The sequence below is a fragment of the Mesorhizobium sp. P2_B5 genome (assembly GCF_056404775.1).
Map to the genome: position 1 here is coordinate 66,463 of NZ_JBFUDJ010000001.1, position 23,127 is coordinate 89,589.

Here is a 23,127-nt window from a genome sequence, read left to right on the forward strand (position 1 = left end):
GATCGAACAAAGTCCGAGCGTGCTATGATCGAGATCCGCAGCGTCACCCGCAGCTACGGCGCCTTCAAGGCGCTTGACGATGCAACGCTGACCATCAGGGAAGGCGAGTTCTTTTCGCTGGTCGGCCCCTCCGGCTGCGGCAAGACAACGCTGCTGCGCATGATTGCCGGTTTCGACAACCCGACCAGCGGTTCGATCTCGGTCGGCGGCCAGTCGATGGAAGGCATCCCGGCCAACCGCCGGCCGACCAACATGGTGTTCCAGAGCTATGCCATCTTCCCGCATCTCAATGTCGAGCAGAATGTCGCCTATGGGCTGAAACGGCTGAAGCTGGGGGGAACGGAAGAAAAGCGCCGCGTCGAGGAGGCGCTGGCGCAGGTGTCGCTGACTGGACTCGGCAAGCGCCTCGCCACCGAGCTTTCCGGCGGCCAGCGCCAACGCGTGGCGCTCGCCCGCGCGCTGGTGATGCGGCCCAAGGTGCTGCTGCTCGACGAGCCGCTGTCGGCGCTGGACAAGAAGCTGCGCGAGCAGATGCAGGTCGAGCTGCGCCGGCTGCAGCAGGCGGTCGGCATCACCTTCGTGCTCGTCACCCACGACCAGTATGAGGCGCTCGCAATGTCCGACCGCATCGCGGTGATGTTCGGCGGCAAGATCGCCCAGGTCGCCTCGCCCAAGGAAATCTACCAGCGGCCGGTCAACCGCCAGGTCGCCGACTTCCTCGGCGGCATGAATTTCGTCAAGGCTGAGATCGTCGAGGAGAACGCCGCCTCGCTGGTCGTCGACACACTGGGCTTCGGCCGCGTCAGGACCGACAAGCCGAAGGCCTTCGTGCGCAATGGCGGCCGCGCCACGCTGGGCATCAGGCCGGAGCGCCTGCGTGTGCTGTGGGACAATGCGACGGCCAAATTCGAGGTCGCCGGCAAGGTAGTCGAACGCCACTATTTCGGTGAGATCACCCACCTGATCGTCGAGATACCCGGACTGGAAAGGCCGCTGTCGGTCACCGAGACCAATGATTTCGGCGCCGATGATATCCCGGTCGGCACCTCAATCCGCCTCGCCTACGATCCCGAGGCTTTGGTGGCTATGGCGGACTGAAGCTCGGTTACGATCTCTTTGGCGGCGATCCGCCCCATCACGATCGCACCTTCGACATAGCCCGGAAAGGACGGCGACAGTTCCGACGATGCGAAATGGACAGGAGCCGCGCCGGCGCGGATCGTGTGTTCGGCATCCCGTGCCGTCACATCGACAATGAGGTCGCTGTAGGCGCCGCCGCTCCAGCGGTCTTGGATCCAGTCGCGCTGGCTGAAATCGATAATGTCGGCCGCGTCCGGACCAAGGGCGCTCACCAGCCTTGCCGTTACTTCCGCGCGCAGCGAAGCATCGTCCAGTGGGCGCCAGCGCAGTGCCAGCGGGCCGCCGACGAAGACGACGAGTGCGGCGTGGTCGATATCCTTGCTGGCGTCACAGGCGAACAGGCCCGGCAAATCGCGCCACATCACCATGCCGCACAGATCGCGATCCCGCCAGAACGGCTTGGGATAGCGCACCACGATCTTGATCACCGCGCCGCTTTCCCAGACGCCAAGCGCCTTCTCGAGGACCGACGGCAAGGCCGGCGCGAAATCGAGCTTCGCGGCCGTTGCCGGCGGAAGCGCGACCAGCACTTTTCGCGCCTCTATGACGCTACCGGCCGAGACGACACGAACGCCATGCGACCCGTGCTCGACGCGCGTAACGGGTTCGTTGAGCCGCACCCGGTCGCCGAGATCGCCGGCCAAATCCTCGGCCAGCGACTGCATGGTATCGAGCAGCGAATATTGCAGTTCCGGCACCTCGTTGGTGATGCGCCGGTCGTTGTCGATCAGGTGCCACAGCGGCACTCTGTCCATCGCCAGGCACCACAGGCCTTCGATCACCGATCGGAAAGCCGTCTTGGCATCGACTGGATCAGGCTGGCGTTCAAGCCAGGTGGCAACGCTCATGCCGGCGATCGCAGGATCGTCCGGCTCGATCGCATTCATGCGCTCGCGGATCGCCATCGCGCCGTAATAGGTCCGCTCGGCCTGTTCGACCGACAGTGACGGATGGGTGATGAAATCGCCATCCACATAGGTCTCGACGAAGGCCTTGCCGCGGGCCGCCGCCAGCGCCGTCACCTCCGGCATGTCTTCGCAGAAAAACTGACCGCCGCTGTCGATCCGTTCGCCAAGCCCGTTGCGAACCGCTTCGACCCTGCCGCCGACACGGTCGCGCGCTTCGAGCAGCACGAAATCGATGTCAGCCTGCTTCAGCACAAGCGCGGCCGACAGGCCAGTGAAACCAGCGCCGACGATAACGACGTCGGTTCTTTCAGTCTTGTCGCTCAATAGCCGGCCTTGATCTTCTCGAATTCCGTGACCATGCGCTGCTTGAGCTCGGGCGGCACCGGTTGCTGGAACAGCGTCTTGTCGAGGAACTTGTCGAGATTGTCGAAGCCGCGGTCGATCAGCACCTGATGGTCGATCGCCGCCATGCCGGCGCTGTTGCCGTGACCGTAACCGAAGGTCTTGACCAGATAGTCGGACACGGCATGCGCGTTGACGGCGCTCAGGAAATCATAGGCCTGGTCGAGCTTGCCAGGCGCATCCTTCATCAGCACATAGCCGCACACCCAGGTCGAAATGCCTTCCTTGGTGTCGCGGTTCATGGCGATTGGCATGCCTTGGCCCTTGAGCGTCACGAAGGTCTCGTTCCAACCCCAGACGAGGTCGACCTCATTGCCCGTAAAGGCCTGGTTGAGATCGGTGTCGTCGGTCCAGTAGAAGCGAACGTTCTTGTGCACGTCGCGCAGGAAGGCGGACGCCTCCTGGAACTGCGCGTCGGTCATCTTGGTCCAGTCCTTGAGGCCGAGGACCAGGCTTGCCAGCGCATAGGCATCGTCGACATTGTCGCCGATGGTGACGCGGCCCTTGAATTTAGGATCGGCAAAAATCCTCAGTGATTGCGCCTCCTGCGCCGTCACCTTGTCGGTGCGATAGAGCAGCGAGGTGTTGCCCCAGTCGAACGGCATGAACCAGGCCTTGCCGTCGGCGGTGACGGCAAGATCCTTCATCGCCATGATGCCGGGATTGAGGTCCTTCCAGCCGACGATCCTGGAGGTGTCGAGCGGCTGTAGAATGCCGGCCGCGCGCCATTTGGTCACGCTCTGCGAGCAGGGGTGGGCGATGTCGGCCTTAAAGCCGGCCCGCATCTTCTCGAAGGCTTCGTCCTCGTCGCCGAAGAAAGCGAAGGTCGGCTCGGCGCCATATTTGGCGGTGTAGTTGGGATGCAGCAGCGGATCCTCATAACCCGACCAGTCGAACACGACGAGGTCGCCACCGCCCTCGGCATAAGCCAGCACGGCGCCGGCGCCCAATGCGAAGGCGCCGGCAAGGGCAAGGCGGCGAAGCATGGAAGTCATGGTGCGAAACTCCTCATCGCTAAAAGCAGCCGGGCGACGTTACGGAATTTCAGCGACCTTGGCGAGACCGTCCGCCCGCCTCAATCGCGGGCAGACGGATGAAGCCTGACGGGCTTTAGTAGCCCGCTTTGATCTTCTCGAATTCGGCGATCATCTTGAGCTTGAGGTCGGACGGCAGAGGCGACTGGAACAGCGTCTTGTCGACGAATTTCTGCACGTCGTCATAGCCCTTTTCCTTCAGGATCGCCTGGTCGACACCGGCCATGCCCTTGGCGTTGGCCTGGCCATAGCCCCAGTCCTTGACCAGCACCTTGGCCGTCTCCGGATCGTTGACGGCGTTCAGATAGTCATAGGCCTTGTCGATGTTGCCGGGCGCGTCCTTGAATAGCACATAGCCACAGACCCAGGTCGAAATGCCTTCATCCGTGTCCTTCCTGGACTTGATCGGCACCCCGGCCGCCACGGACTGGACCGTCGCGTCGTTCCACGCCCAGGCCAGGTCAACCTCGCCGCCGGAGAGGAGTTGCACGATATCGGTGGTGTCGGCCCAATAGGAGCGGACATTCTTGTGCACCTGGCGCAGGAAGTCGGAAGCCTGCTTGAACTGGTCATCCGTCATCTTGGTCCAGTCCTTGAGGCCGATGGCAAGGCTGGCCAGCGCATAGGCGTCGTCGACATTGTCGCCGATCGAGACCCGGCCGTTGAACTTGGGATCGGCGAAGGCCTTTAGCGACTGCACATCCTTCGCGTCGATCTTGTCGGAGTTGTAGGTGACCTGGGTATTGCCCCAGTCCCAGGGCATGAACCACGCCTTGCCATCCGAGGTGGTGGCCAGATCCTTCATCGCCATGATGCCGGGATTGAGGTCTTTCCAGCCGGTGATCTTCGACGTGTCGAGCGGCTGCAGCAGTCCGGCTTCACGCCATTTGGTCACGCTCTGCGAACAGGGATGGCCAAGATCGGCTTTGAAGCCGGAGCGCACCTTCTCGAAGGCTTCGTCCTCATCGCCGAAGAAGGCGAAGGTCGGCGAGTCGCCGTTCTTCTCGACATATTTCGGGTGGAAGCTCGGATCCTCATAGCCGGACCAGTCGAACACGATCAGGTCCTTGTCGGCGGCAACCGCTAGCGCTGCGGCCGAAGCCGCAAGCGTTGCCGTCAGCGCCAATGTCAGCGTCAGACGCCTGGTTAGTCTTTTCATTGCTGTTCCATCCTCTCTTGTCGTTGCGTCGCCGGCTCGACTGGCCGGCTTCTGGTTATCCGTAGTGCTTGGGAAAGGCCGCGGCGAGGAAGGCATTCGCCGCTTGCAGCGCGGTTTCGCGCGTGGTGTCTTCAGTTCCCATCATCAGCCGCAGCCACAGGCCTTCCAGCATGGCCGACAGCGCCAGCGCCATCACCTGCGGCTCATAGCCATAGCCACCGCTCTCTTTGAGCGTCGCGCAAAGATCGATGAAGACCTGCTGGTAATACGCGTCGCGGGAACTGCTCAGCGCCTGATAGACCGGCCGCGACTTGGCCTCGCCCCAGAAGGCGAGCCAGGCGGCGAGCTTGCGCTTGTTGCAGATCGAGCGGTCGAAGTCGGCCCAAACCAGCACCTGCAATTGGCGGGCGGGATCATCACCGGCTTTCTGCAGGGCAGCACGCCAATGTGCCGAATACTCGTCATACATATACTGCAGCGTGGCGATCAGCAGCTTCTCCTTGCTCTCGAAATGAAAGTTGACGATGCCGCGCGACAGGCCGGCGCCATCGGCGACATCGGCCATTGTTGTCTCCGCATAGCCGCGCTTGGCCAACGAATCGATGGTCGCCTCGATTAGTTGCTGCTGCCTGACCTCCTTCGACGCCTTGCGGCCGCGTTTTTCCGGTTCGGTTTTTCCAGACGTGTCGGAGGATCGCTCTTCGCGCGCTGCAGCTTTCATCGGTGCCGTCATGCTCCACATTGCCGGCTATCCCACCATAGCCGGCTTCCACCCGCGAAGATGAGTGGGACGGTGCTCACCACTGTCAAGCACCTTCTGCATGGCTTCCCAGGTTCGTATGTTCTTGTCGACATAGGCGGCCCCAACCGCGGCCGCCACGGTCCCGTAGAGCGGGCCTTTCAGCCTTTCCAGCTCGCCGCGCGCGACCTCGCGATACCAGGGATTGCGGTCCTTAACGACCACATCGGCAAAGCCGGCGCGCTGCATCGCCTGCGCATAGCGCGCCGGCGACGCCATGGCGAAGGACAGGCCCTCAGCCGCGACATAGGCCTTCATGTCAGGTGACGGTTCGCCGTCATGGCCGATCAACCAGTCGGAGGCGGCAAAGACGCCGCCCTGTTTCAGGACGCGGAAGATTTCGGCAAACAGCGCGTCCTTGTCGGGCACATGCAAAAGCGCATCCTTGGAGAAGACGACATCGAACGAAGCATCGGCAAAAGGCAGCGGCCCCGGCGGCGCCTGAATGAAGCTTGCGCGGTCTGAAAGCTCGCGCGCGGCGGCGCGCTTCATCGCCGCCTCGATCACCGGGCGCTCGATGTCGAAGCCGGTGGCACGGGCGGCACCGTGGCGCTCGATCAGATGCAGCGCGATGCCGCCCGAGCCGCAGCCAATATCGAGGATGGTCTTGCCGCTCAGCGACAGCCCCTCGACGACTCGGTCGACCTCATCAGGTCCGCCCGGCGACAGATACCCCTCGCCCCACAGCGCCTCGAGGAAGCGGATGGCGGTGTCGTCATATTCCGGCTCGGCATCTGCCGCTTCGATCATCGAACCTCGGTCCCGTCAGCCGAATTCAACACGTTCGATTGCCGGCAAAACGTAGCGCATACCAGAGAAAACGCAAGACCATTTGTTGAACATTCATTCAATATGGCTGGACAAAATGGCGGCTGCCATGCCAAATTCCGCGCATTCGGGAACAGACCACGCAAAAATGAACAGCGGATCGCCTACGCAATTCCAGGAAAAGTGTGAGCGGTTTTCCGTCCGGAATTGCGAAAAAGAGAGAAGACTGAGGCAGAATGAAAGCTTGGGATGCGATCATCATCGGCGGCGGACACAATGGCCTGGTCAACGCCTGCTACCTGCAGCGCGCCGGGCTCGACGTGCTGGTGGTGGAGAAGAACGACTGGGTCGGCGGCGCCGCCACCAGCCGCGAGCTGACGCCGGGTTTCCTCTACTCCAACTGCTCCTATGTCTGCTCGCTGTTTCGCCCCGAAATCATGCGCGACCTCGAACTCCCGCGCTTCGGCCTGCAGGTCATCTCCTACGAAGGCGGCGCTGTATTCACCCGCGACGGCGACTACCTCGCCAACTACCGCGACCATGACGCCCACCGGCGCGAATTCGCCCGCTTCTCCAGGCGCGACGCCGAAGCCTACGATCGCTATTCGCGCGACGTGACGCGGCAGTGCCGCTTCATCCAGCCGCTGCTGATGCGCACCGCCCCTGACCCGACCAGTTTTCGGCCACGCGACCTCGGCGAACTTCTCTATCTCGGCAAGAAATTCGCCGGCCTGTCGGCCGAGGAAATGGCGCTGACGCTGCGCTTCTGGACCATGTCGATCTCGGAATTCCTCGACGAGTATTTCGAGACTGATGTCATCAAGGCGAACTTCGCTCTGTCCGGTATCATCGGCACCGCGCTCGGGCCGATGTCGCCCGGCACGGCCTATGTGCTGCTGCACCACTATATGGGCGAGGTCGATGGCTCGGTCGGCGCCTGGGGCTATGCACGCGGCGGCATGGGCGCCGTCACCAAGGCGCTTGCCGCCTCGTTCAAGGCTAGCGGAGGCACCATCCGAACCGGCGCCGAGGTCGACCATGTGCTGGTTGGCAGGGGCAAGGCGAAGGGCGTGGTGCTGGCCGGCGGCGAAGAGATTTACGGCAAGCTCGTCGTCTCCAACGCCGACGTGAAGCGCACCTTCCTGAAACTGGTCGAGGAAAAGGAACTGCCCGACATCTTCCTGCGCCGGGTCAGGAATTTCAAGATTCGCGGTTCGTCCGGAAAGGTCAATATCGCGCTGGACTCACTGCCAGAATTTCCGGCGTTGCCGAAGGATTCGCCGGTCTATCGCGGCGACATGCATTTCACCGATTCGATGGAGCGCATGGAGCGCGCCTATGACGACTGGAAGGCCGGGCGCTGGTCGGCCGATCCGTTCCTCGACATGGTCATCCCGACGACGCTCGACCCGACGATGGCGCCGCCCGGCAAGCACTTCATGAGTTGCTTCGTGCAATATGCGCCGCCCAAGGTGAACGGCCGTGACTGGACCGATGCCGACCGCGACGGCTTTGCCGAAAGCGTGATTGCGCAGATCGCTGAATACTCGCCGGGTTTCAGCGACCGCATCGTCCACATGGAGGTGCGCACGCCGCGCGAGATCGAGGCCGAGGTCGGCCTCACCGAAGGCAACATCTTTCAGGGCGAACTGACCTTCGACCAGCTGCTGTTCAACCGTCCGGTGCCGGGCTACGCGCAGTATCGTTCGCCGGTCGGCGGGCTCTATATGTGCGGCTCCTCGACCCATCCCGGCGGCGGCGTCATGGGCGCACCCGGCCGCAATGCGGCAGCCGAGATCCTTCGCGACCTCGCCAAATCGACCTCGCATATGAGCCCGGCCCATGACGTCATTTGATGCAATCGTCATTGGCGGCGGCCACAACGGGCTTGTCGCCGCCGCGACGCTGGCGAAGGCCGGCCGCAAGGTATTAGTGCTGGAAGCCGCCGTCGATGTCGGCGGCGCGGCGCGCACCGAAGACTTCGCGCCGGGCTTCCGCGTCTCCTCGATCGCCCATGTGCTCAACCGCCTGCACCCCGATGTGGTGAAAACACTGGAGCTGGAAAAGCACGGGCTGCAAATCGCGCGCGGCGACTTCATACCGTCCGTTGCCTTGTCGAAGGATGGCCCGCCGCTGGTTCTGCATGGCGCCTATGGCGAAGTGCTGACCGGTTCCACTCCGTCCGAGCAATCCGCCTGGAAGGAATTGCGCGCGCAGTTGCTCCGCTATGCCGGCATATTGAAACCATTCCTCTCCCGCCGCCCGCCCGATCTCGCCGGCATGTCGCTCAAGGAGACCGCGGCGCTCGGCCAGACCGCTCTGGCGTTGAAAAAACTCGGCAAGGAAGACATGCGCGACTTCCTGCGTGTTCTCCTGATGAACGTCGCCGACCTGCTCGATGAGCAGCTTGCCGACACCAGGCTGAAGGGCCTGCTCGCCTTCGACGCCACACTGGGCAACCATCTCGGCCCGCGATCGCCGACCTCGCTGCTCGGCCTCTACTATAGGCTGGCCGGCGAGACCGGCGGTGCGGCCGGCGCGCAGATGCTGCCCAAAGGCGGCATGGGCGCGGTCATCATCGCCATAAGGTCTGCGGCGGAGAAAGCCGGCGTCACCATCCGCACGGCGGCACCCGTGGCCAGGATCATTGTCGAGAAAGGCCGCGCCGTCGGCGTCGCGCTAGACAGCGGCGAGATGCTGCACGCCAGAACCATCGTCTCCGCCATCAATCCCGCCACCACCATGCTCGACCTCGTTTGGCCGCGCGAGATCGACACCGGCTTCGTGCGCAAGGTGAAGAACATCCGCATGAAGGGCGATGCGGCCAAGCTCCATCTGGCGCTCGACCGGCCGCCACAGTTTTCAGGCGTCGACGCCGCTGGCCATAAGGGCCGGCTGGTCATCGCGCCTTCGCCCGACCATGTCGAACGCGCCTTCAACCCGTCGAAATACGGCGAATTCTCTGCCGAACCGGTGATGGAAATCACTTTGCCCTCGCTCTCCGATCCATCGCTCGCACCTGCCGGCGCCTGCGTGCTCTCGGCGGTGGTGCAATATGCGCCCTATGCGCTGAAAGAGGGCTGGGACGTCGGTAAGCCGAAATTCCTAAAGGCGATCATGACGCAGCTTGAGACCTACGCGCCAGGCATCGGGAAATCAGTGCTGCATACAGAGCTTTTAACACCGGCCGACATCGAGGCGCGCTACCGCATGCCGGGTGGCCATTGGCACCACGGCGAATTGCAGGCCGATCAGATGCTGATGTCGCGACCGGTCTCCGGCTGGTCGGGCTACGACACGCCGGTGGAAGGGCTGTTCCTCGCCGGCGCCGGCTCGCATCCCGGTGGCGGTGTTTCAGGTGCGCCGGGCTTGAACGCCGCGAAGCGCATCATCGCGATAAAGGGGTGAGCATGATTTTGCAAATCACAAACGGCGCGCTCTACGGCGCCCCCCTCTGTCCTGCCGGACATCTCCCCCACTTGGGGGGAGATCAGCAGCTTCGGCGCAACCGCTTATTCCTCAGACGTTGGCAATTGGCGAAAGCCGCGATGACGGCCAATCTCCCCCCTCGTGGGGGAGATGTCCGGCAGGACAGAGGGGGGCGCGAAGGATCGCTGTCATGAACCATCAACCCACCATCAAACCGTCAAAAGCCCGCGCCGCAGCACAGGGTCATTTCCGGACCTTGCGTCTCGGCACGCCGTTCCAGCCGCGCATCGATGCACTGGCCAAGACACAGGACTGGTACAACTGGGCCGGCTACCGCGCCCCGCATTCGCTGTGGGACGAAGAGCTCGAATATTTCGCCATTCGCAGCCAGGCAGCTTTGTTCGACATTTCGCCGATGACGAAATACCGCGTCGAGGGCCTGGATGCCGAAGCCTTTCTCGATCGCGTCACGCTGCGCGATGTGACGAAGCTGAAGCCCGGCCGCGTCCACTACACCGCCTGGTGCGATGACGAGGGTTTCGTGCTCGACGACGGCACGCTGTTCCGGCTGTCGCCGACCCGCTTCCGCTTATGCTCACAGGAACGGCACCTCCCCCACAGCGCCATTGGCTTCGATGTGGCGGTCGAGGAAGAGACCGAAAGCGTCGCCGGTCTCGCCCTGCAAGGACCAACCTCCTTCGCCGTGCTGCGCGATGCCGGTTTCGCCGGCGTCGAGACGTTGAAAATCTTCGACCTCGCCGAGTTCCCGCATGATGGCGGCACGGTAACCATCTCGCGCACCGGCTTTACCGGCGATCTCGGCTACGAACTGTTCGTACCGGCTGAAAATGCGCTGAGTCTGTGGGACCGGCTGATGACCGCAGGCGAACTGCGAGGCATCCGCGCCATCGGCTATACCGCGCTCAACCGCGCCCGCCTCGAGGCAGGGCTGATCGTCGCCAATGCCGATTTCACCACCGCCGAGCATGCCATTCGCGCCGATCGCCTGCGCATGCCGGACGAGATCGGTCTCGGCTTCATGGTCGATCTGGAAAAAGGCCATTTCAACGGCCGCCGCGCCATCCTCGAAGCCCGCGCCAAGCGTAGGCTGCGCTACGTGCTGGTCGGGCTGGAGATCGAAGGTAACATCCCGGCCGAACACGCCATCGTCTACCACAAGAAAAGCCAGGAGGTAGGCCTGGTCAGCGCCGCCATGTGGTCGCCGATGGCCAAGCGCAACATCGCCATCGCTTCGCTTACGCGCCCCCACGGTGATACGATGGTGGAAGACCTCTGGGTCGAGATCTACGCCAGGCGCGAACTGCAGTACCAGAAGCTGATGAAGCGGGCCAAGGTGGTGGCGCGTCCCTTCATAAAACTCGACCGCCGCACCGCCAATCCGCCGGCGGATTTCTGATCATGGCCGACGAACCTGATGATGAGGCGGAAGCCGCCGAACAGTGGCAACTGGTCAACACGCCGCTCGGCGAAAAATGGTCGGGCCGCACGCGCTACGCCGCCGCCATGTACTTTTACAAGCGCGGCGAAATGAGCGCCGAGACGCTCGAGGTCTACCGCATCTGCGCGCGGCTGGATTCGGATAACCCGCTGCCCATCATCAGGGATCGCGGCACCGGCCAGGACTGGCTGAAGCGCATGGGCGCCTAGCCGATCGTCCTTTCCAGCACGCTCAACCAATTGCGATAGGCAATCTTCTCGATCAGCGTCCGGCCGAAACCGCGCGCGGCCAGCGCATCGATCAGCTTCGGCAGGCCGGCGACGTCGCCGATGACCGCCGGGATCATGGCGCCATCAAAATCCGAGCCGAGACCGACGCCGTCCTCGCCCAGCGCCTGCAGCAGCGAATCGACATGGCGAACCATGATGTCGAGGCTGGTGTCTGAATTCATCCGGCCGTCTTCGCGCAGGAAGCCGGTGGCGAAGTTGAGCCCGACCATGCCGCCGGTCTCGCGGATGGCGCCGAGCTGCCAGTCGGTCAAATTGCGCGAATGGGTGCAGAGCGCATGCACATTCGAATGGGTGGCGACCAGCGGCGCGTCGCTGAGCGCGGCGACATCGCGAAAGCCTTTTTCGTTGAGATGCGACAGGTCGATCATGATCTTCAGCTGGTTGCAGGCCTTGACCAGCGCCTTGCCGGCATCGGTCAGTCCCGGTCCGGTGTCGGGCGACGACGGAAAGCGGAACGGCACGCCATGGCCGAAGGCGTTGGGACGGCTCCAGACGATGCCGAGCGAGCGCAGGCCGGCTTCATAGAGCACGTCGAGCAGCGTGAGCTCGGGGTCTATCGCCTCGACGCCTTCGATGTGGAACACCGCCGCGATCGAATCTTTCGCCATCGCCGCGCGAATGTCACCGGCGCTGCGGCAGACGGTCAGCGCTCCCGCCCGCTCCAGCCGAAACAGGATCGAAGCCATGCCAATGGTGGACGTCAGCGCATCAGCACGCGGCAGTTCCGGCGGCAGCGGCTCGTTGTCGCTCGGCGCCGGCGGCACCGCAGAGCGTTTGCTTTTCTCGACCGGTGGCGGGAAGATCGCGAACATGCCGCCTGCAAAGCCGCCCTTCCTGGCGCGCGGCAAGTCGATGTGACCGCCCTGCGTTCCCTCGACGAACAGCTTTTCGACGTCTGTGTCCTTCGACTGGTAAAGTCGCAGCAGCGTGTCGTTGTGGCCGTCGAAGACGGGGACGAGATCGGATTCGGTCATCAGGAAGCCATTCGGTCAGTTGGCAGGAGCGGACGAACCGCAGCGAACTGTGTACTTAGGCAAGAAGGCCGAACTGCGCAAATGCCAGAGACGTGTTCGCTCTTGTGGCTGAGCGGCTCCGATCCACCTGCCGGGTCCCCGCTGCTTCGCAGCGTCCCGCCGTTCGCCAGCCTTTCATCGTGCCACCGGCACGATGAATTCGCTTCGCGAACCGGCTGCTCACCCTATTGCTTCAGCACATCGGCCCATTCCGGATGGCGGCGAAACTGGGCATTGGCGAAGGGGCAAAGCGGGATGATTTTCTTGCCCGCTGCGCGCGCATCCTCGACGGCGCGGGTGACGAGCCGAAGCCCGGCGCCCTGGCCGCGAAACACGTCCGGCACTTCGGTGTGGTCGATGATGATCTGGTGCTCGCCGACCTTGGTGAAGGTCATCTCCGCCTCGGCGCCGCCCGGCCCACGCAGGACATAACGGCCCTTCGAGCCGCGGTCCTCCAGTTCGATTTCAGGCAATTGGTCAGGCATTGCTTGCTCCTTCAACCGGCGCGCCAGCGAAAAGCCGCCTTGCCGCTTCGATCTCGTTCGGCTGCACCTCGTGGCCGCCATCGTGCCATTCCACTGTGACATCGGCGCCATCGGCGCGCAAATAGGCTTCCAGCCGCGACGTCAGATTGGGCGGGCAGATCGGGTCGCGCTTGCCGGCGGTCACCAGAATACGACGGCCGGCAAGGCTGCCTTTCACCTCAGGTTCGAACGGAATCAGCGGATGCATCAGCACCGCCGCATCGAACAGACCCGGCGCAGCGAACATCACGGAAGCCAGTATGTTGGCGCCGTTGGAATAGCCGAGGCCGAGCACGGAAGACGGCTTTGCCGCTTCCACCTGCGCCTTGATGAAGCCGGCCATCTTTGCGGTCGCCCGGCCAAGGTCGTCCATGTCGTAGACACCCTCGCCGGTGCGGCGGAAGAAGCGGGCAGCACCATATTCAGAGACATCGCCGCGCGGCGACACGATGGTCGCCTGGGGCGCGAGGTCGCGCCCCAGCGACAGCAGCTGGTTTTCGTCCGCCCCGGTACCGTGGAAGACGAAGAGCAGCGGGCCGCCAGGCGAACCCGGCAGCGCCTTATGAATGTAAGCGTCCTTGCTCATTGTCTCAGCCTTCCAGCTTCTGCAGATGTTCTTCGAGATAGGGCCTGAGATGCTGGTGCTGCGTCGGCAATTTCAGCGCCTCGCCGAGATGGGCAGTGTCCTCGTCGCGGTCGAAACCCGGCTCATTGGTGGCGACTTCGAACAACACACCGCCCGGCGTGCGGAAATAGATCGCCCAGAAATAGTCGCGGTCGATCACCGGCGTCACGCCATAGCCCGTATCGATCAGCGCCTTGCGCACTTCGAGCTGCTTGGCGCGGTTCTCCACCGCGAAGGCGACATGATGCACCGAGCCGGCGCCGAGATTGGCGAAGCCAGCCGTCGGCAGCGATTCGATGTCGACGACATCGGCGCCGTTGCCGTTCTTCATCGCCAGCCGGCTGACATTGCCTGATTTGTCGACCTGCTCGTAACCCATGAACTTCAACAGCTCCTCGGTGGCGCCGCCATCCTTGAGGCGCAGCGACACCGAATGAAAGCCGCGGATCGCTTCGTCGGCGGGAACACCGCCCTTCAACCACGGCGCGCGGCTGTCGGCCTTGTCTTCGACCAGCGCGAAGCCATCGCCATCGGGACCGGCGAAGGCAAGCCGCTTCTCGCCGAATGTTTCTTCGCGCGAGAGACCGCTGACGCCTTCATCGGCAAAGCGCTTTTCCCAATAGCCAAGCGTGCCCGCCGGTACGGAGTAGGCTGTGGTGCCGACCTCCCCGACGCCGTGGCGGCCCCTCGCAATGTCTGGAAACGGAAAATAGGTCATCACCGAGCCCGGCGTGCCGTGCTCGTCGCCATAGTAGAGGTGATAGACATCGGGCGCGTCGAAGTTGACGGTCTTCTTGACCCGGCGCAGACCGAGCTTGTGTGTAAAGAAATCATTGTTCTGGCGCGCATCGCCGGCCATTGACGTGACGTGATGCAAACCCTTGATCTGGTCGAGCATTGTCTTGCTCCTTCCCTTGGTGTTTGTGCGGCCCTCGCCGCTGTCCACGCCTATATGAGGGGCCGCCCGGCAAAGGCAAAGGCGGCAAACTCAGAATGGACTGTATCCCAATCGTGAACAGTAGAAAAATTTCGTTCACCATTTCCGTAAAGCCGACGGTCTTGCGCCGCCGCCAGAATCCGGTTCATTGAGCGTCTTCCCGACGTGACAGGATACAGCTATTGGCCGCGAAAAGCAGACGTCCGAACATCCTCCTGATCTCCTGCGACCAGTGGCGCGGCGATTGCCTGTCGGCTGCCGGCCATCCCACGGTGAAGACACCGAACGCCGATGCGCTGGCTGCCGAGGGTGTCCTTTTCAAGCGACATTACGGCGGTGCGGCGCCCTGCTCGCCGGCACGCGCTTGCCTATACACCGGCCTCTACCAGATGAACAACCGCGTCTGCCGCAACGGCACGCCGCTCGACGCCCGCCACGGCAACATCGCGCTTTCGGCCCGCGCCCTCGGTTACGATCCGACGCTGTTCGGCTACACCGACGTCTCGTCCGATCCGCGCACGTTGGCGCCGGACGATCCCCGGCTGAAAACCTACGAGGGCGTGCTGCCCGGCTTCAGCGTGCGCCAGTTCCTGCCCGAGCATCAGAAACCGTGGTTGTCATGGCTGACGGCGCGCGGGCTCGACACCAGCGCCGGCTCTCCCGGCATCCATCGCCCCCTCGGTGAGGAAGCAAGCGACGGTGTGACCAACGCGCCGCCGGTCTATTCCAGGGACGAGACACCGACGGCTTTCCTCGCCGGCGAATTCATCCGCTGGCTGGGCGAACAGGATGTGCCCTGGTTCGCGCATGTGTCCTTCATCAGCCCGCATCCGCCCTTCATCGTGCCCGAACCTTACAACACGCTGTATGATCCCACGGACGGCCCGGCCTTCCCTCGTGGCGAAAGCTGGCAGGCGGAGGCGGAAAGCCATCCCTATCTGGCCTACGATCTCGGCCGGCAAAAGCGTAAGAACTTCCGCCCCGGCACTGACGGCAAGGTGCGCGACTGGGGGGACGACAACATCCGCGCCATCCGCGCGATCTATTACGGCATGATCTCGGAGGTCGACGCGCAGCTTGGCCGCATCTGGCAGGCGATCAAGACGGAGGGAGCCTGGGACGACACGATCGTCATTCTGACATCGGACCACGCAGAGATGATGGGCGACCATTTCATGCTCGGCAAAGGGGGTTTCTTTGACGGCAGCTATCACATCCCGCTGATCGTCCGCGACCCGCGCTGCGGCGAGGCGGCGGGCTCGACCGTCGATCGCTTCACCGAGGCCGTCGACATCTTCCCGACCTTGCTCGATCTGCTGGATGCCGACGCCCAGCCGCATCTCGACGGCCGCTCGCTGAAACCGTTCCTGGAAGGTAAACCGCCCAAGGATTGGCGCGACGCCGCGCATTGGGAGTTCGATTTCCGCTCCATTGCTGAAGGGGAAGCCGAGCGGCACTTCGGCATCGCCTCGCGTCTGTGCAACCTCGCCGTCATCCGCACGGAAGACTTCAAATACGTACACTTCGGCGGTGGTTTGCCGCCGCTGCTGTTCGACCTGAAAAAGGATCCGGGCGAGTTGGCCAATGTTGCCGCCGACCCGACCTACCTCGCCGCGCGGCTCGAATTTGCCGAACGTCTGCTTGCCTGGCGCGCCGAACATCTCGACCAGTCGCTGGCGCTGGCAGAGCTGACCGAGGATGGCGTGGCTGGGTATGTGGGTAGGGCAGTAGGGCAGTAGGAAAAGTATGGGATAGGCGGCGCTGTCGCGCTCCCTAATTTTTATCCCTACTGCCGTACTGCCCTACTCCCGTCCTTTACTGCATCATCAACCGCTGCTCATCCCGCTTCTCGGCGTAGCTGCCCTTGTCGTAGGCAGCCTGCGCCTGAAGCTGCTCCTTGGTGAAGTTGGTGTAGAGGTACTTCTTGCCGTCCTTGTCGGTCATGAATTTGAGCTTGTCCATGCCGATCGCGACCTCCTTTGCGCCAATGCCGAGGAAGCCGCCGACATCGACGATCACCGCATCCGGCTTGCTGTCGGGTGCCAGCACAACGTCGCCGATCTCGCCGACCTTGACGTCGTTTGCGCCATAGACGGTCGTGCCTTTCAGATCGTCGCCCCTGATCTCGCCGACTGGCATTTCGGTCAGCGTCGATTTGTCGATGGCTGCGGTCTGCGTCGGGTCGGTGGCCTTCACGTCAGGTGACTCGGCCGCCGGAGCCTCGGCTGTCTTGTCCATCGGCGCCGCTGTGTCAGCCGGTGCGGCAGGCGGCGCAGTGGCTGCCGGGGCAGCGGGTGTCCCGGCGTCGGACATCGTCGTCACCGGCACTGGATCATAGACCTTGCGGTCGAAATCCGGCTGTGCCTGCAATTCCTCCTTGGTCGTCTGGGCGACCAGCCAGCGATCGCCATTCTTCTCCGCCCACTGCGCCTTGGCGAAATCATAGGTGACGTTCTTTTCGCCGATACCGAGGAAGCCGCCGACGCCGATTACCAAGGACTGCGCCTTGCCGTCCTTGGTCAGCACGATGTCGTTGACGTCGCCGATCTTCTCGGCATCATCAGCGGTGCCGTTATAGACGGTCTCGCCGACAATGTTGGTGGCAAGGTTGCCTTCGGCGCGTTTCACCACCGGCTCTGACGGAGCGGCGTTGAGGTCGACAGGCTTCTGCGGATCGTTCTGCGCACTGTCGGTGGAAGCAGGCGCAGGCGCCGGATCATAAGGTTTGCGGTCGAAGTCCGGCAGCGCCGTCAGTGCTTCCTTTGTCGTCTCGGCGACCAGCCAACGGTCGCCGTTCTTCTCGACCCATTGCAGCTTGCCGTAGTCGAAGGCGACGTTCTTGCTGCCGATACCAAGGAACCCGCCGACGCCGATGATAGCGGATTTGGCCTGGCCGTGTTCATCGAAGACCACATCACTGACGTCACCGATCTTCTGCGCATCATCAGCGGTGCCGTTATAGACGGATTCACCGATAACATTGGTCATCAGGGCGCCCTCGGCCCGCTGCGCGGCCGGCGCGATGGTGGCGGGGGCTTCCGCCGGCGCCGGGGTCGTCGGCGGGGCGGTCGTTGACTGCGCAAACGCACCGGTTGCGATCAGCGTTGCGAGCGCGGTCGTCGCGAAAAGAGTGCGGATCATGATTAAGTCTCCTCTTGCGTGATCTCGTGCGCGCCGCAACCGGCAAACCGTCGCCGGGAGACCGAAAGCGGCGCCTCCAATGCGTTCACAACGTCGTGACAAGGCGCTTGTTCCGAAAAAACGGGGACATCGGGACACCTCGGGCAAGTCCGTGGAATCGCCCGACATTTCCGGCGGCCGATGGAACCTTTGTAAGGCTTCGCCGTTTCAGCCTGCGGCTGGGCATTCCAGCCGCTAAAATGAATACGGAGCGGGCATGCGATTTGCGGCGGTGCTGAACCGGGACGGCGGCACCTTGCGGACGACCGATGTTTCCGCTTTTTCGGACCGGATGCGCCAGACGCTTGAGGCGGCTGGCCACACCGTCGATATCGAGATCGTCGAAGGCAAGGACATTGTCGCGGCGCTCGACAAGGTCGCATCGCGGCGCGGCATCGATGTGGTGCTGGCTGGTGGCGGCGACGGCACCATTTCGGCGGCGGCGGCGCGGCTGATGAACACGAAGAAGACGCTGGCTATCCTGCCAGCCGGGACCATGAACCTGTTCGCCCGCGGCCTCGGCATTCCGCAGACCCTCGACGGAGCCCTGACCTCCTTTGCCGATGGCGAGGTCATCGCGATCGACGTCGCCAGCGCCAATGGTCGACCTTTCGTGCATCAGTTCTCCATCGGCCTGCACGCCAGGATGGTGAGGCTGCGCGACTCCATGGAGTTCGCCTCGCGACTGGGAAAGATCCGTGCTTCGGCAAAGGCCGCCTGGACGACGATCAACAATCCGCCCGCCATGAAGGTGACATTGACGGTCGGCGACGCCGAGATCGTGACCCGCATCAGCGGCATCGGCATCTCCAACAACCTGTTCGGCGAGGGACACCTGCCCTATGCCGACAATCCTGCCGGCGGCGTGCTCGGCATCTATGTCACCGTGGCACGGCGGCGCGGCGAACTGGCCAGGGCCCTCTTCGACATGGCGCGCGGCAGGTGGCGCGACAGCGACCATGTCGAAATCCATCAGGCCGACAAGGCAGTCGTGAAAATCCACACCGGAAGCAAAAAATTCGGCGCCGTCATCGACGGCGAACTGGTCAAGCTGGAGCGCGAAACGACATTCAAAATCCATCCCGGTGCTTTGAACGTGCTGGTGCCGGCGCGCGCTGCGCAGGCAAAGGCCGCCTGATGCGAGCGCCGAAGACGGCGAGCGCTTTAGCCGCCGGCCGGCTGGCTCTGACTGGCGGGCGCGCTCTGGTTGGCGGGCGCGCTGTTGTCGATCTTTTCGCCATAAATCTCGGCGATGCCCCAGGCGATGAAGGCCAAGAGCAGCGCTGCGATCAGGATGCGCAGCCCATGCCAACCCCAGCGCCCCTGGCGGGCCTTGTTCTCAGGGATGATCTTGGTCATTGGCGGCGTTCCCATCATACGACTGCAGGCGTGGCGGACAAAGCCATGTCTGGCGAAACATGGTCGGGTAACGATTGCTTGCTACAAAAGTTCCGGGTCCCGACGGCAGCGCACAACGCGCGGCACTGCGGATGGGACCTGCAAGCGAGGGGACTTGGTGGATAAGAAGGTGGAGAAGGGTCTGCCGGCCGACGTTCGCCGCGCCGTGGCGGCGCCGGAGCGGCTTGCCGTGCTGCACGGGCTCGACGCGATCGACACGGCCTCCGATCCCGACTTCGATCACATCACCGGTCTTGCCGCCGCCGTGATGCAGGCGCCAATCGCCTTGGTCACGTTGCTCGATACCGAACGACAATGGTTCAAGTCCTGTGTCGGACTGGACGAGACCGAGACCGCCACCGACATCTCGTTTTGCGCGCACGCCATTGCCGCCGGCGACGAGCCTATGGTGGTGACCAATGCCAGCATCGATCCCCGCTTCGCCGCCAATCCGCTCGTGACCGGTAAGCATCATCTGCGGTTCTATGTCGGCGCGCCCATGGTGGTGGCCGGTGCGCGCATTGGCACCGTATGCGTACTCGACCGGCAACCGCATGACTTTCCGTCCTCTGCCGCACTCGATCAACTGAAGGCGTTGGCCAGTCTCGCCGCCAGCCTGTTTACGCTCAAAAACGCCACCCGCAGCGGCGCCATCGCCGCCGCAGCTTTGGCGCAGGAGGAAAAGCGCCGCGCCATCGCGCTCGATGCCGCCTCGCTTGCCAGCTGGGCCTGGGATATCCGCACCGACATGATCGAATGCGATGTGCGCCTGTCGGAACTGTTCAATCTGCCGCGCTCGAACCGGTTGCGGGCGCGCGACATATTGGGCGCCATCGACCCGCGCGACGTATACCAGACCGAGACGCGCTTTCGCGACGCCCTGACCGGCAGCGACGATTATTTCGGCGAATACCGGGTCAAGGGCTTCGATCCGCCGCGCTGGATAGCCACCCGCGGCCGCGTCATCGAGCGCGACGGCGAAGGCAAACCGACGCTGATCTTCGGTGTCAACTACGACATTTCGGAACGCAAGCTCGGTGAGGAGCGGCAAAGGCTGTTGTTGCGCGAGCTCAACCACCGGGTCAAGAACACGTTGGCGACGGTGCAGGCACTGGCGACGCAGACCGTTCGCCACGCCCGCCGCCCAAGCGAATTCCTCGAAGCCTTCGGCGCCAGGCTGCAGGCGCTGGGGGCTGCCCATAACCTCTTGTCCGATCGCGAATGGCGCGGCATCGGCATCCGCGAACTGATGCAGATAGAGGTTAAGCCGTTCGATTCGACCGAACAGCCGCGCATCGCGATTTCCGGCCCGGATCTGCTGCTTTCGCCCGACCAGGCGGTGGGGCTCGGCCTGATCATGCACGAACTGGCCAGCAACGCGCTGCAATACGGATCGCTGTCGGTGGGCTCGGGAAAGGTCGACGTCGACTGGAAGGCGCTGGGCAAGAAAGGCGCACGCCGCCTTGTGCTGACCTGGCGCGAAAGCGGTGGGCCGCAGGTCCAGCCGCCGGAACGCCAGGGATTCGGCTCGATCCTGATCCGCCGCAGCCTCGCTAAGGTTTTGTCCAGCGAGGTTGTGCACGAGTTCCGTCGGGAAGGCGTGTTCGCGGAAATATCGATGCCTCTGGAAGATTTGCCGAGCTGAAGCGTCGGGGGAGTTCGGGTCTACTCGGCCTCGTCGTCCGGATCGCCCGGCCGCGGTTTGACGTTTTCCTTGTAGATGGCATAGGCCACCAGCGCGATGATCGGTCCGAGGACAAGTTCCTTGCCGCCTTTCCCCTTGAGCAGCGACGGCAATACGGCAAGGGCCGCCGTGATGCCGAGTGCCTTGAGGTCGGCATTGCGCCTTCGCGCACGTCTACGGGCGCGCGTGCCGGCCGCCAGTTGATGGATGAGCAGGATGAGCCCGGCAAGCACCAGGAAGCCGGCCGCGAAGCCCAGGCAGGCCGCCATCGAGCCATAGCGGCCGGCGGCCCAGATATAGGCCGCCCCCAGGAGAAATCCGAGCCCGCACAGAGCCGCAACCGCGGCGAGCCCATAGACGATTGCCGCCGTGCGCGCGCGGCGCATGGCGGCAATGGCTTCGCCCGAGGCCAAAGCCGAAATCAACGATGCCAGCGTCCCCATCTCTAGCGAAAACTAACGCCGGGCGAGAAGCGCGAACAGAAAGCCGACGCCGGCTGCGATGGCCAGCGACGTCACCGGCTTTTCGCGCACATTGGCGGTGATCTGGGCTTCGATGTCCTTGGCGTTGCCGCGCAGGCTGTCGAAGGCAGCCTCACCCTGGGCGCGCAACTGCTCGACGCCTTCGGCGGCAGCGCGCCGCGCCGTTCCGTAGCCATGCTCGCCGGTCTTGGCCAATTGCTTGGTCAGCTTTTCTATGTCGGCCTTCAACTGCCGGATATCGGCTTCGAGGTCGGCGTTCGTCTGGGTTTCGCCAGCGGTTTTTCCTGTGGCAGTTGCCATTCTATAACTCCTTGCGTTTGCTTGATTTCAAACGCCCCACACACGTCAAGGTTCCGAAATCGGAGACCATATCCATGAAAGGGTGTTTGCCTGTGCGAGTCCAGCCCGGCGGACTCGTTTCCCTCTCAGATCAGCCTCAGATCAGCGGCCGGCGGCCCTCGCTCAAGCCCTCCCAGCGTGCGAGGTCCTTCAGCGCCTCCCGGTCGACCACTTCGCAACCGCCGTCGCGCCAGACGATCAGCTTGCGGTCGATCAGCTTGCGGATCGTCTTGTTGGTGTGGACCAGAGACAGGCCGAGCGTATCGGCGACGTGTTGCTGCGTGATCGGGATTTGCACTGGCGCCTTGCCGTTGAGCCCGACTATCGCCGCGCGGCTGGCGATGAAAGCGATGAGATAGGCGGTGCGCTCGAGCGCCGTGCGCCTACCGATGCTGAGCAAATTCTCGTCCAGCATGCGCTCCTCGCGCGATGCCAGCCAAGTGATGTCGTAGGCAAGGCCCGGATGGTTGCGGTAGAGCTCGTGCAGGTTTTCGCGCTCGAAGACGCACAACAGCATCGGCGACAGCGCCTCGATCGAGTGCTGCATCTCACCAAGCAGGCTGCCCTGCAGGCCGATGAGATCGCCGGGCATCGAATAGTTCAGAATCTGGCGGCGGCCGTCCGACAGCAATTTGTAGCGGAAAGCCCAGCCCGACAGCACCGTGTAGAGATGAGCACTGTGGCTGCCTTCGACGAGGACGGTCGCGCCTTTGTCGACGGCAAGTTCGCCCTTCTTGAACGTGCTGACGAACGCAAGCTCCTGCTTCTCGAAGTCCCGGAACACCTGCAACGGCCGGAGCGGGCACTTCTCGCACGGATATTGGCGACTGGAAAAGGAACGACCATTCTGGCCAGACATTTCGACCCCTCTTCGAATGCCCCTTTGACAGAGACTGACTGCAACGCCTTTGCAAGGGCCGCAGTTCCACGCCGGCGATGGGCATGTCTTTTTTAAATGACAGGATAGCAAATAGCGATCATGACTCACTGCACTCCAGTGAGGCGAATTCGAAGCTCGCCTGGCGTTGGAGCAGACCCGGCGAGCGAATTTTTCGGATTAAGGCCCACTGGCCATTCCCCCCAAGGTCCGCGATGCGGTTGACTGGAGTCACTGAGCCCGATGCCGCAAGAATCAAGGAGAGATTGCCAGGTGCCCCCATTGCTTGAGGGATTGCGAATTCTTGTCCTGGAGGATGAATTCCTGATCGCCATGGATGTCGAGCAGCTTTGCCGCGACCATGGCGCCGGCGACGTGGTGATTGCCCGCGACCTGGCAGAGATCGACGAGCAGACGATCGCCGACAAGTTCGACGGCGTTATCGTCGACCTGATGCTGAGTGGAACGTCGACGCTCGACTTCGCCGCGCAACTGCGCCAGGCGGGCACGCCCTTCGTCTTTGCCTCCGGCTATTCGGACGCGGACGAGATCAGGGCGTCTTTCCCCGGCGTACGACTGGTAACCAAGCCATATTCGGGAGACGATCTCGTCGGGGCGCTGGCGGTGGCCTGCGGCCGCGCGCCAGTCTGAAATGCCTTCGATCGGTACTCGAAAGCCCG

The 23,127-nt window shown here is 63.3% G+C and carries 24 protein-coding genes; 9 read left to right on the forward strand and 15 right to left on the reverse strand.

Annotated elements, in window-relative coordinates; translation table 11 throughout:
• Positions 1-24 precede the first annotated feature (24 nt).
• Positions 25-1,098, forward strand: coding sequence for an ABC transporter ATP-binding protein (locus AC1D1N_RS00315; RefSeq protein ID WP_477346118.1), 1,074 nt, complete (start codon positions 25-27; stop codon positions 1,096-1,098).
• On the opposite strand, the gene AC1D1N_RS00320 is transcribed toward AC1D1N_RS00315, so the two are convergent.
• The 5 genes from AC1D1N_RS00320 to AC1D1N_RS00340 all read right to left on the reverse strand — a co-directional run bounded on the left by AC1D1N_RS00320 (position 1,062) and on the right by AC1D1N_RS00340 (position 6,192).
• Complete coding sequence (locus AC1D1N_RS00320; protein WP_477346119.1) at positions 1,062-2,372, reverse strand: flavin monoamine oxidase family protein; 1,311 nt, start codon at positions 2,370-2,372, stop codon at positions 1,062-1,064. The two genes, AC1D1N_RS00315 and AC1D1N_RS00320, sit on opposite strands and share 37 nt — an antisense overlap.
• On the reverse strand, positions 2,369-3,445 hold the full coding sequence (locus AC1D1N_RS00325) for an extracellular solute-binding protein (RefSeq protein ID WP_477346120.1): 1,077 nt from the start codon (positions 3,443-3,445) through the stop codon (positions 2,369-2,371). The genes AC1D1N_RS00320 and AC1D1N_RS00325 overlap by 4 nt, the downstream gene beginning before the upstream one ends.
• A gap of 115 nt (positions 3,446-3,560) precedes the next feature.
• Positions 3,561-4,643, reverse strand: coding sequence for an ABC transporter substrate-binding protein (locus AC1D1N_RS00330; protein WP_436261655.1), 1,083 nt, complete (start codon positions 4,641-4,643; stop codon positions 3,561-3,563).
• Between the two features lie 55 nt (positions 4,644-4,698).
• Entirely contained in the window at positions 4,699-5,364 is a 666-nt protein-coding gene (gene betI / locus AC1D1N_RS00335; RefSeq protein WP_112559488.1) for a transcriptional regulator BetI, read from the reverse strand.
• Between the two features lie 27 nt (positions 5,365-5,391).
• Positions 5,392-6,192, reverse strand: coding sequence for a class I SAM-dependent methyltransferase (locus AC1D1N_RS00340; protein WP_436261656.1), 801 nt, complete (start codon positions 6,190-6,192; stop codon positions 5,392-5,394).
• A 254-nt stretch (positions 6,193-6,446) separates the two neighbouring features.
• Here AC1D1N_RS00340 and AC1D1N_RS00345 point away from each other — a divergent pair, with 254 nt between their 5' ends.
• The 4 genes from AC1D1N_RS00345 (at position 6,447) to AC1D1N_RS00360 (ending at position 11,307) form a co-directional block, all read left to right on the forward strand.
• Positions 6,447-8,066, forward strand: a complete 1,620-nt coding sequence (locus AC1D1N_RS00345; protein ID WP_436261657.1) for a phytoene desaturase family protein — start codon at positions 6,447-6,449, stop codon at positions 8,064-8,066.
• Entirely contained in the window at positions 8,053-9,618 is a 1,566-nt protein-coding gene (locus AC1D1N_RS00350) for a phytoene desaturase family protein (RefSeq protein WP_477346121.1), read from the forward strand. The genes AC1D1N_RS00345 and AC1D1N_RS00350 overlap by 14 nt, the downstream gene beginning before the upstream one ends.
• A gap of 211 nt (positions 9,619-9,829) precedes the next feature.
• Positions 9,830-11,056: an aminomethyl transferase family protein gene (locus tag AC1D1N_RS00355; RefSeq protein ID WP_477346122.1), complete on the forward strand. Its 1,227-nt coding sequence runs from the start codon at positions 9,830-9,832 to the stop codon at positions 11,054-11,056.
• A 2-nt stretch (positions 11,057-11,058) separates the two neighbouring features.
• Positions 11,059-11,307, forward strand: a complete 249-nt coding sequence (locus AC1D1N_RS00360; protein ID WP_477346123.1) for a hypothetical protein — start codon at positions 11,059-11,061, stop codon at positions 11,305-11,307.
• Here the strand turns inward: AC1D1N_RS00360 and AC1D1N_RS00365 are convergent.
• From AC1D1N_RS00365 to AC1D1N_RS00385, 5 genes are all read right to left on the reverse strand, one after another.
• A complete protein-coding gene (locus AC1D1N_RS00365) occupies positions 11,304-12,362 on the reverse strand; it encodes a dipeptidase (protein WP_477346124.1) in 1,059 nt (352 codons plus the stop codon). The genes AC1D1N_RS00360 and AC1D1N_RS00365 overlap by 4 nt on opposite strands.
• Before the next feature lie 224 nt (positions 12,363-12,586).
• Positions 12,587-12,886 (reverse strand): GNAT family N-acetyltransferase, encoded by a 300-nt coding sequence (locus tag AC1D1N_RS00370; protein WP_192259367.1) that lies wholly within the window; start codon positions 12,884-12,886, stop codon positions 12,587-12,589.
• Entirely contained in the window at positions 12,879-13,511 is a 633-nt protein-coding gene (locus AC1D1N_RS00375) for an alpha/beta hydrolase (protein WP_436261662.1), read from the reverse strand. Before AC1D1N_RS00375 ends, AC1D1N_RS00370 begins: the two co-directional genes overlap by 8 nt.
• A gap of 4 nt (positions 13,512-13,515) precedes the next feature.
• A complete protein-coding gene (locus tag AC1D1N_RS00380) occupies positions 13,516-14,448 on the reverse strand; it encodes a VOC family protein (protein WP_477346125.1) in 933 nt (310 codons plus the stop codon).
• A gap of 50 nt (positions 14,449-14,498) precedes the next feature.
• Entirely contained in the window at positions 14,499-14,636 is a 138-nt protein-coding gene (locus AC1D1N_RS00385; RefSeq protein ID WP_436261664.1) for a hypothetical protein, read from the reverse strand.
• 33 nt (positions 14,637-14,669) lie between these two features.
• Here AC1D1N_RS00385 and AC1D1N_RS00390 point away from each other — a divergent pair, with 33 nt between their 5' ends.
• A complete protein-coding gene (locus AC1D1N_RS00390) occupies positions 14,670-16,226 on the forward strand; it encodes an alkaline phosphatase family protein (RefSeq protein ID WP_477346126.1) in 1,557 nt (518 codons plus the stop codon).
• Positions 16,227-16,302: 76 nt separating this feature from the next.
• On the opposite strand, the gene AC1D1N_RS00395 is transcribed toward AC1D1N_RS00390, so the two are convergent.
• Positions 16,303-17,628, reverse strand: a complete 1,326-nt coding sequence (locus AC1D1N_RS00395) for a PRC-barrel domain-containing protein (protein ID WP_477346127.1) — start codon at positions 17,626-17,628, stop codon at positions 16,303-16,305.
• Positions 17,629-17,884: 256 nt separating this feature from the next.
• On the opposite strand from AC1D1N_RS00395, the gene AC1D1N_RS00400 reads away from it, so the two are divergent.
• Positions 17,885-18,805 carry a diacylglycerol/lipid kinase family protein gene (locus tag AC1D1N_RS00400; protein WP_477346128.1) on the forward strand — a complete coding sequence of 307 codons (921 nt, stop codon included), beginning with the start codon at positions 17,885-17,887 and terminating at the stop codon, positions 18,803-18,805.
• 26 nt (positions 18,806-18,831) lie between these two features.
• Here AC1D1N_RS00400 and AC1D1N_RS00405 read toward each other — a convergent pair whose 3' ends face one another.
• Positions 18,832-19,026: a hypothetical protein gene (locus AC1D1N_RS00405; RefSeq protein ID WP_192259361.1), complete on the reverse strand. Its 195-nt coding sequence runs from the start codon at positions 19,024-19,026 to the stop codon at positions 18,832-18,834.
• Positions 19,027-19,183: 157 nt separating this feature from the next.
• Between AC1D1N_RS00405 and AC1D1N_RS00410 the strand changes: the two genes are divergently transcribed.
• Positions 19,184-20,710, forward strand: coding sequence for a sensor histidine kinase (locus tag AC1D1N_RS00410; protein WP_477346129.1), 1,527 nt, complete (start codon positions 19,184-19,186; stop codon positions 20,708-20,710).
• A gap of 20 nt (positions 20,711-20,730) precedes the next feature.
• On the opposite strand, the gene AC1D1N_RS00415 is transcribed toward AC1D1N_RS00410, so the two are convergent.
• From AC1D1N_RS00415 to AC1D1N_RS00425, 3 genes are all read right to left on the reverse strand, one after another.
• Positions 20,731-21,192, reverse strand: a complete 462-nt coding sequence (locus AC1D1N_RS00415) for a hypothetical protein (protein WP_477346130.1) — start codon at positions 21,190-21,192, stop codon at positions 20,731-20,733.
• A 12-nt stretch (positions 21,193-21,204) separates the two neighbouring features.
• A complete protein-coding gene (locus AC1D1N_RS00420) occupies positions 21,205-21,531 on the reverse strand; it encodes an ElaB/YgaM/YqjD family protein (protein WP_142866548.1) in 327 nt (108 codons plus the stop codon).
• A 136-nt stretch (positions 21,532-21,667) separates the two neighbouring features.
• The gene (locus AC1D1N_RS00425) at positions 21,668-22,429 is read right to left on the reverse strand and encodes a Crp/Fnr family transcriptional regulator (RefSeq protein ID WP_436261669.1); all 762 of its coding nucleotides are present in this window, start codon (positions 22,427-22,429) and stop codon (positions 21,668-21,670) included.
• A gap of 291 nt (positions 22,430-22,720) precedes the next feature.
• Here AC1D1N_RS00425 and AC1D1N_RS00430 point away from each other — a divergent pair, with 291 nt between their 5' ends.
• Entirely contained in the window at positions 22,721-23,098 is a 378-nt protein-coding gene (locus tag AC1D1N_RS00430) for a response regulator (protein WP_112559504.1), read from the forward strand.
• Positions 23,099-23,127 lie beyond the last annotated feature (29 nt).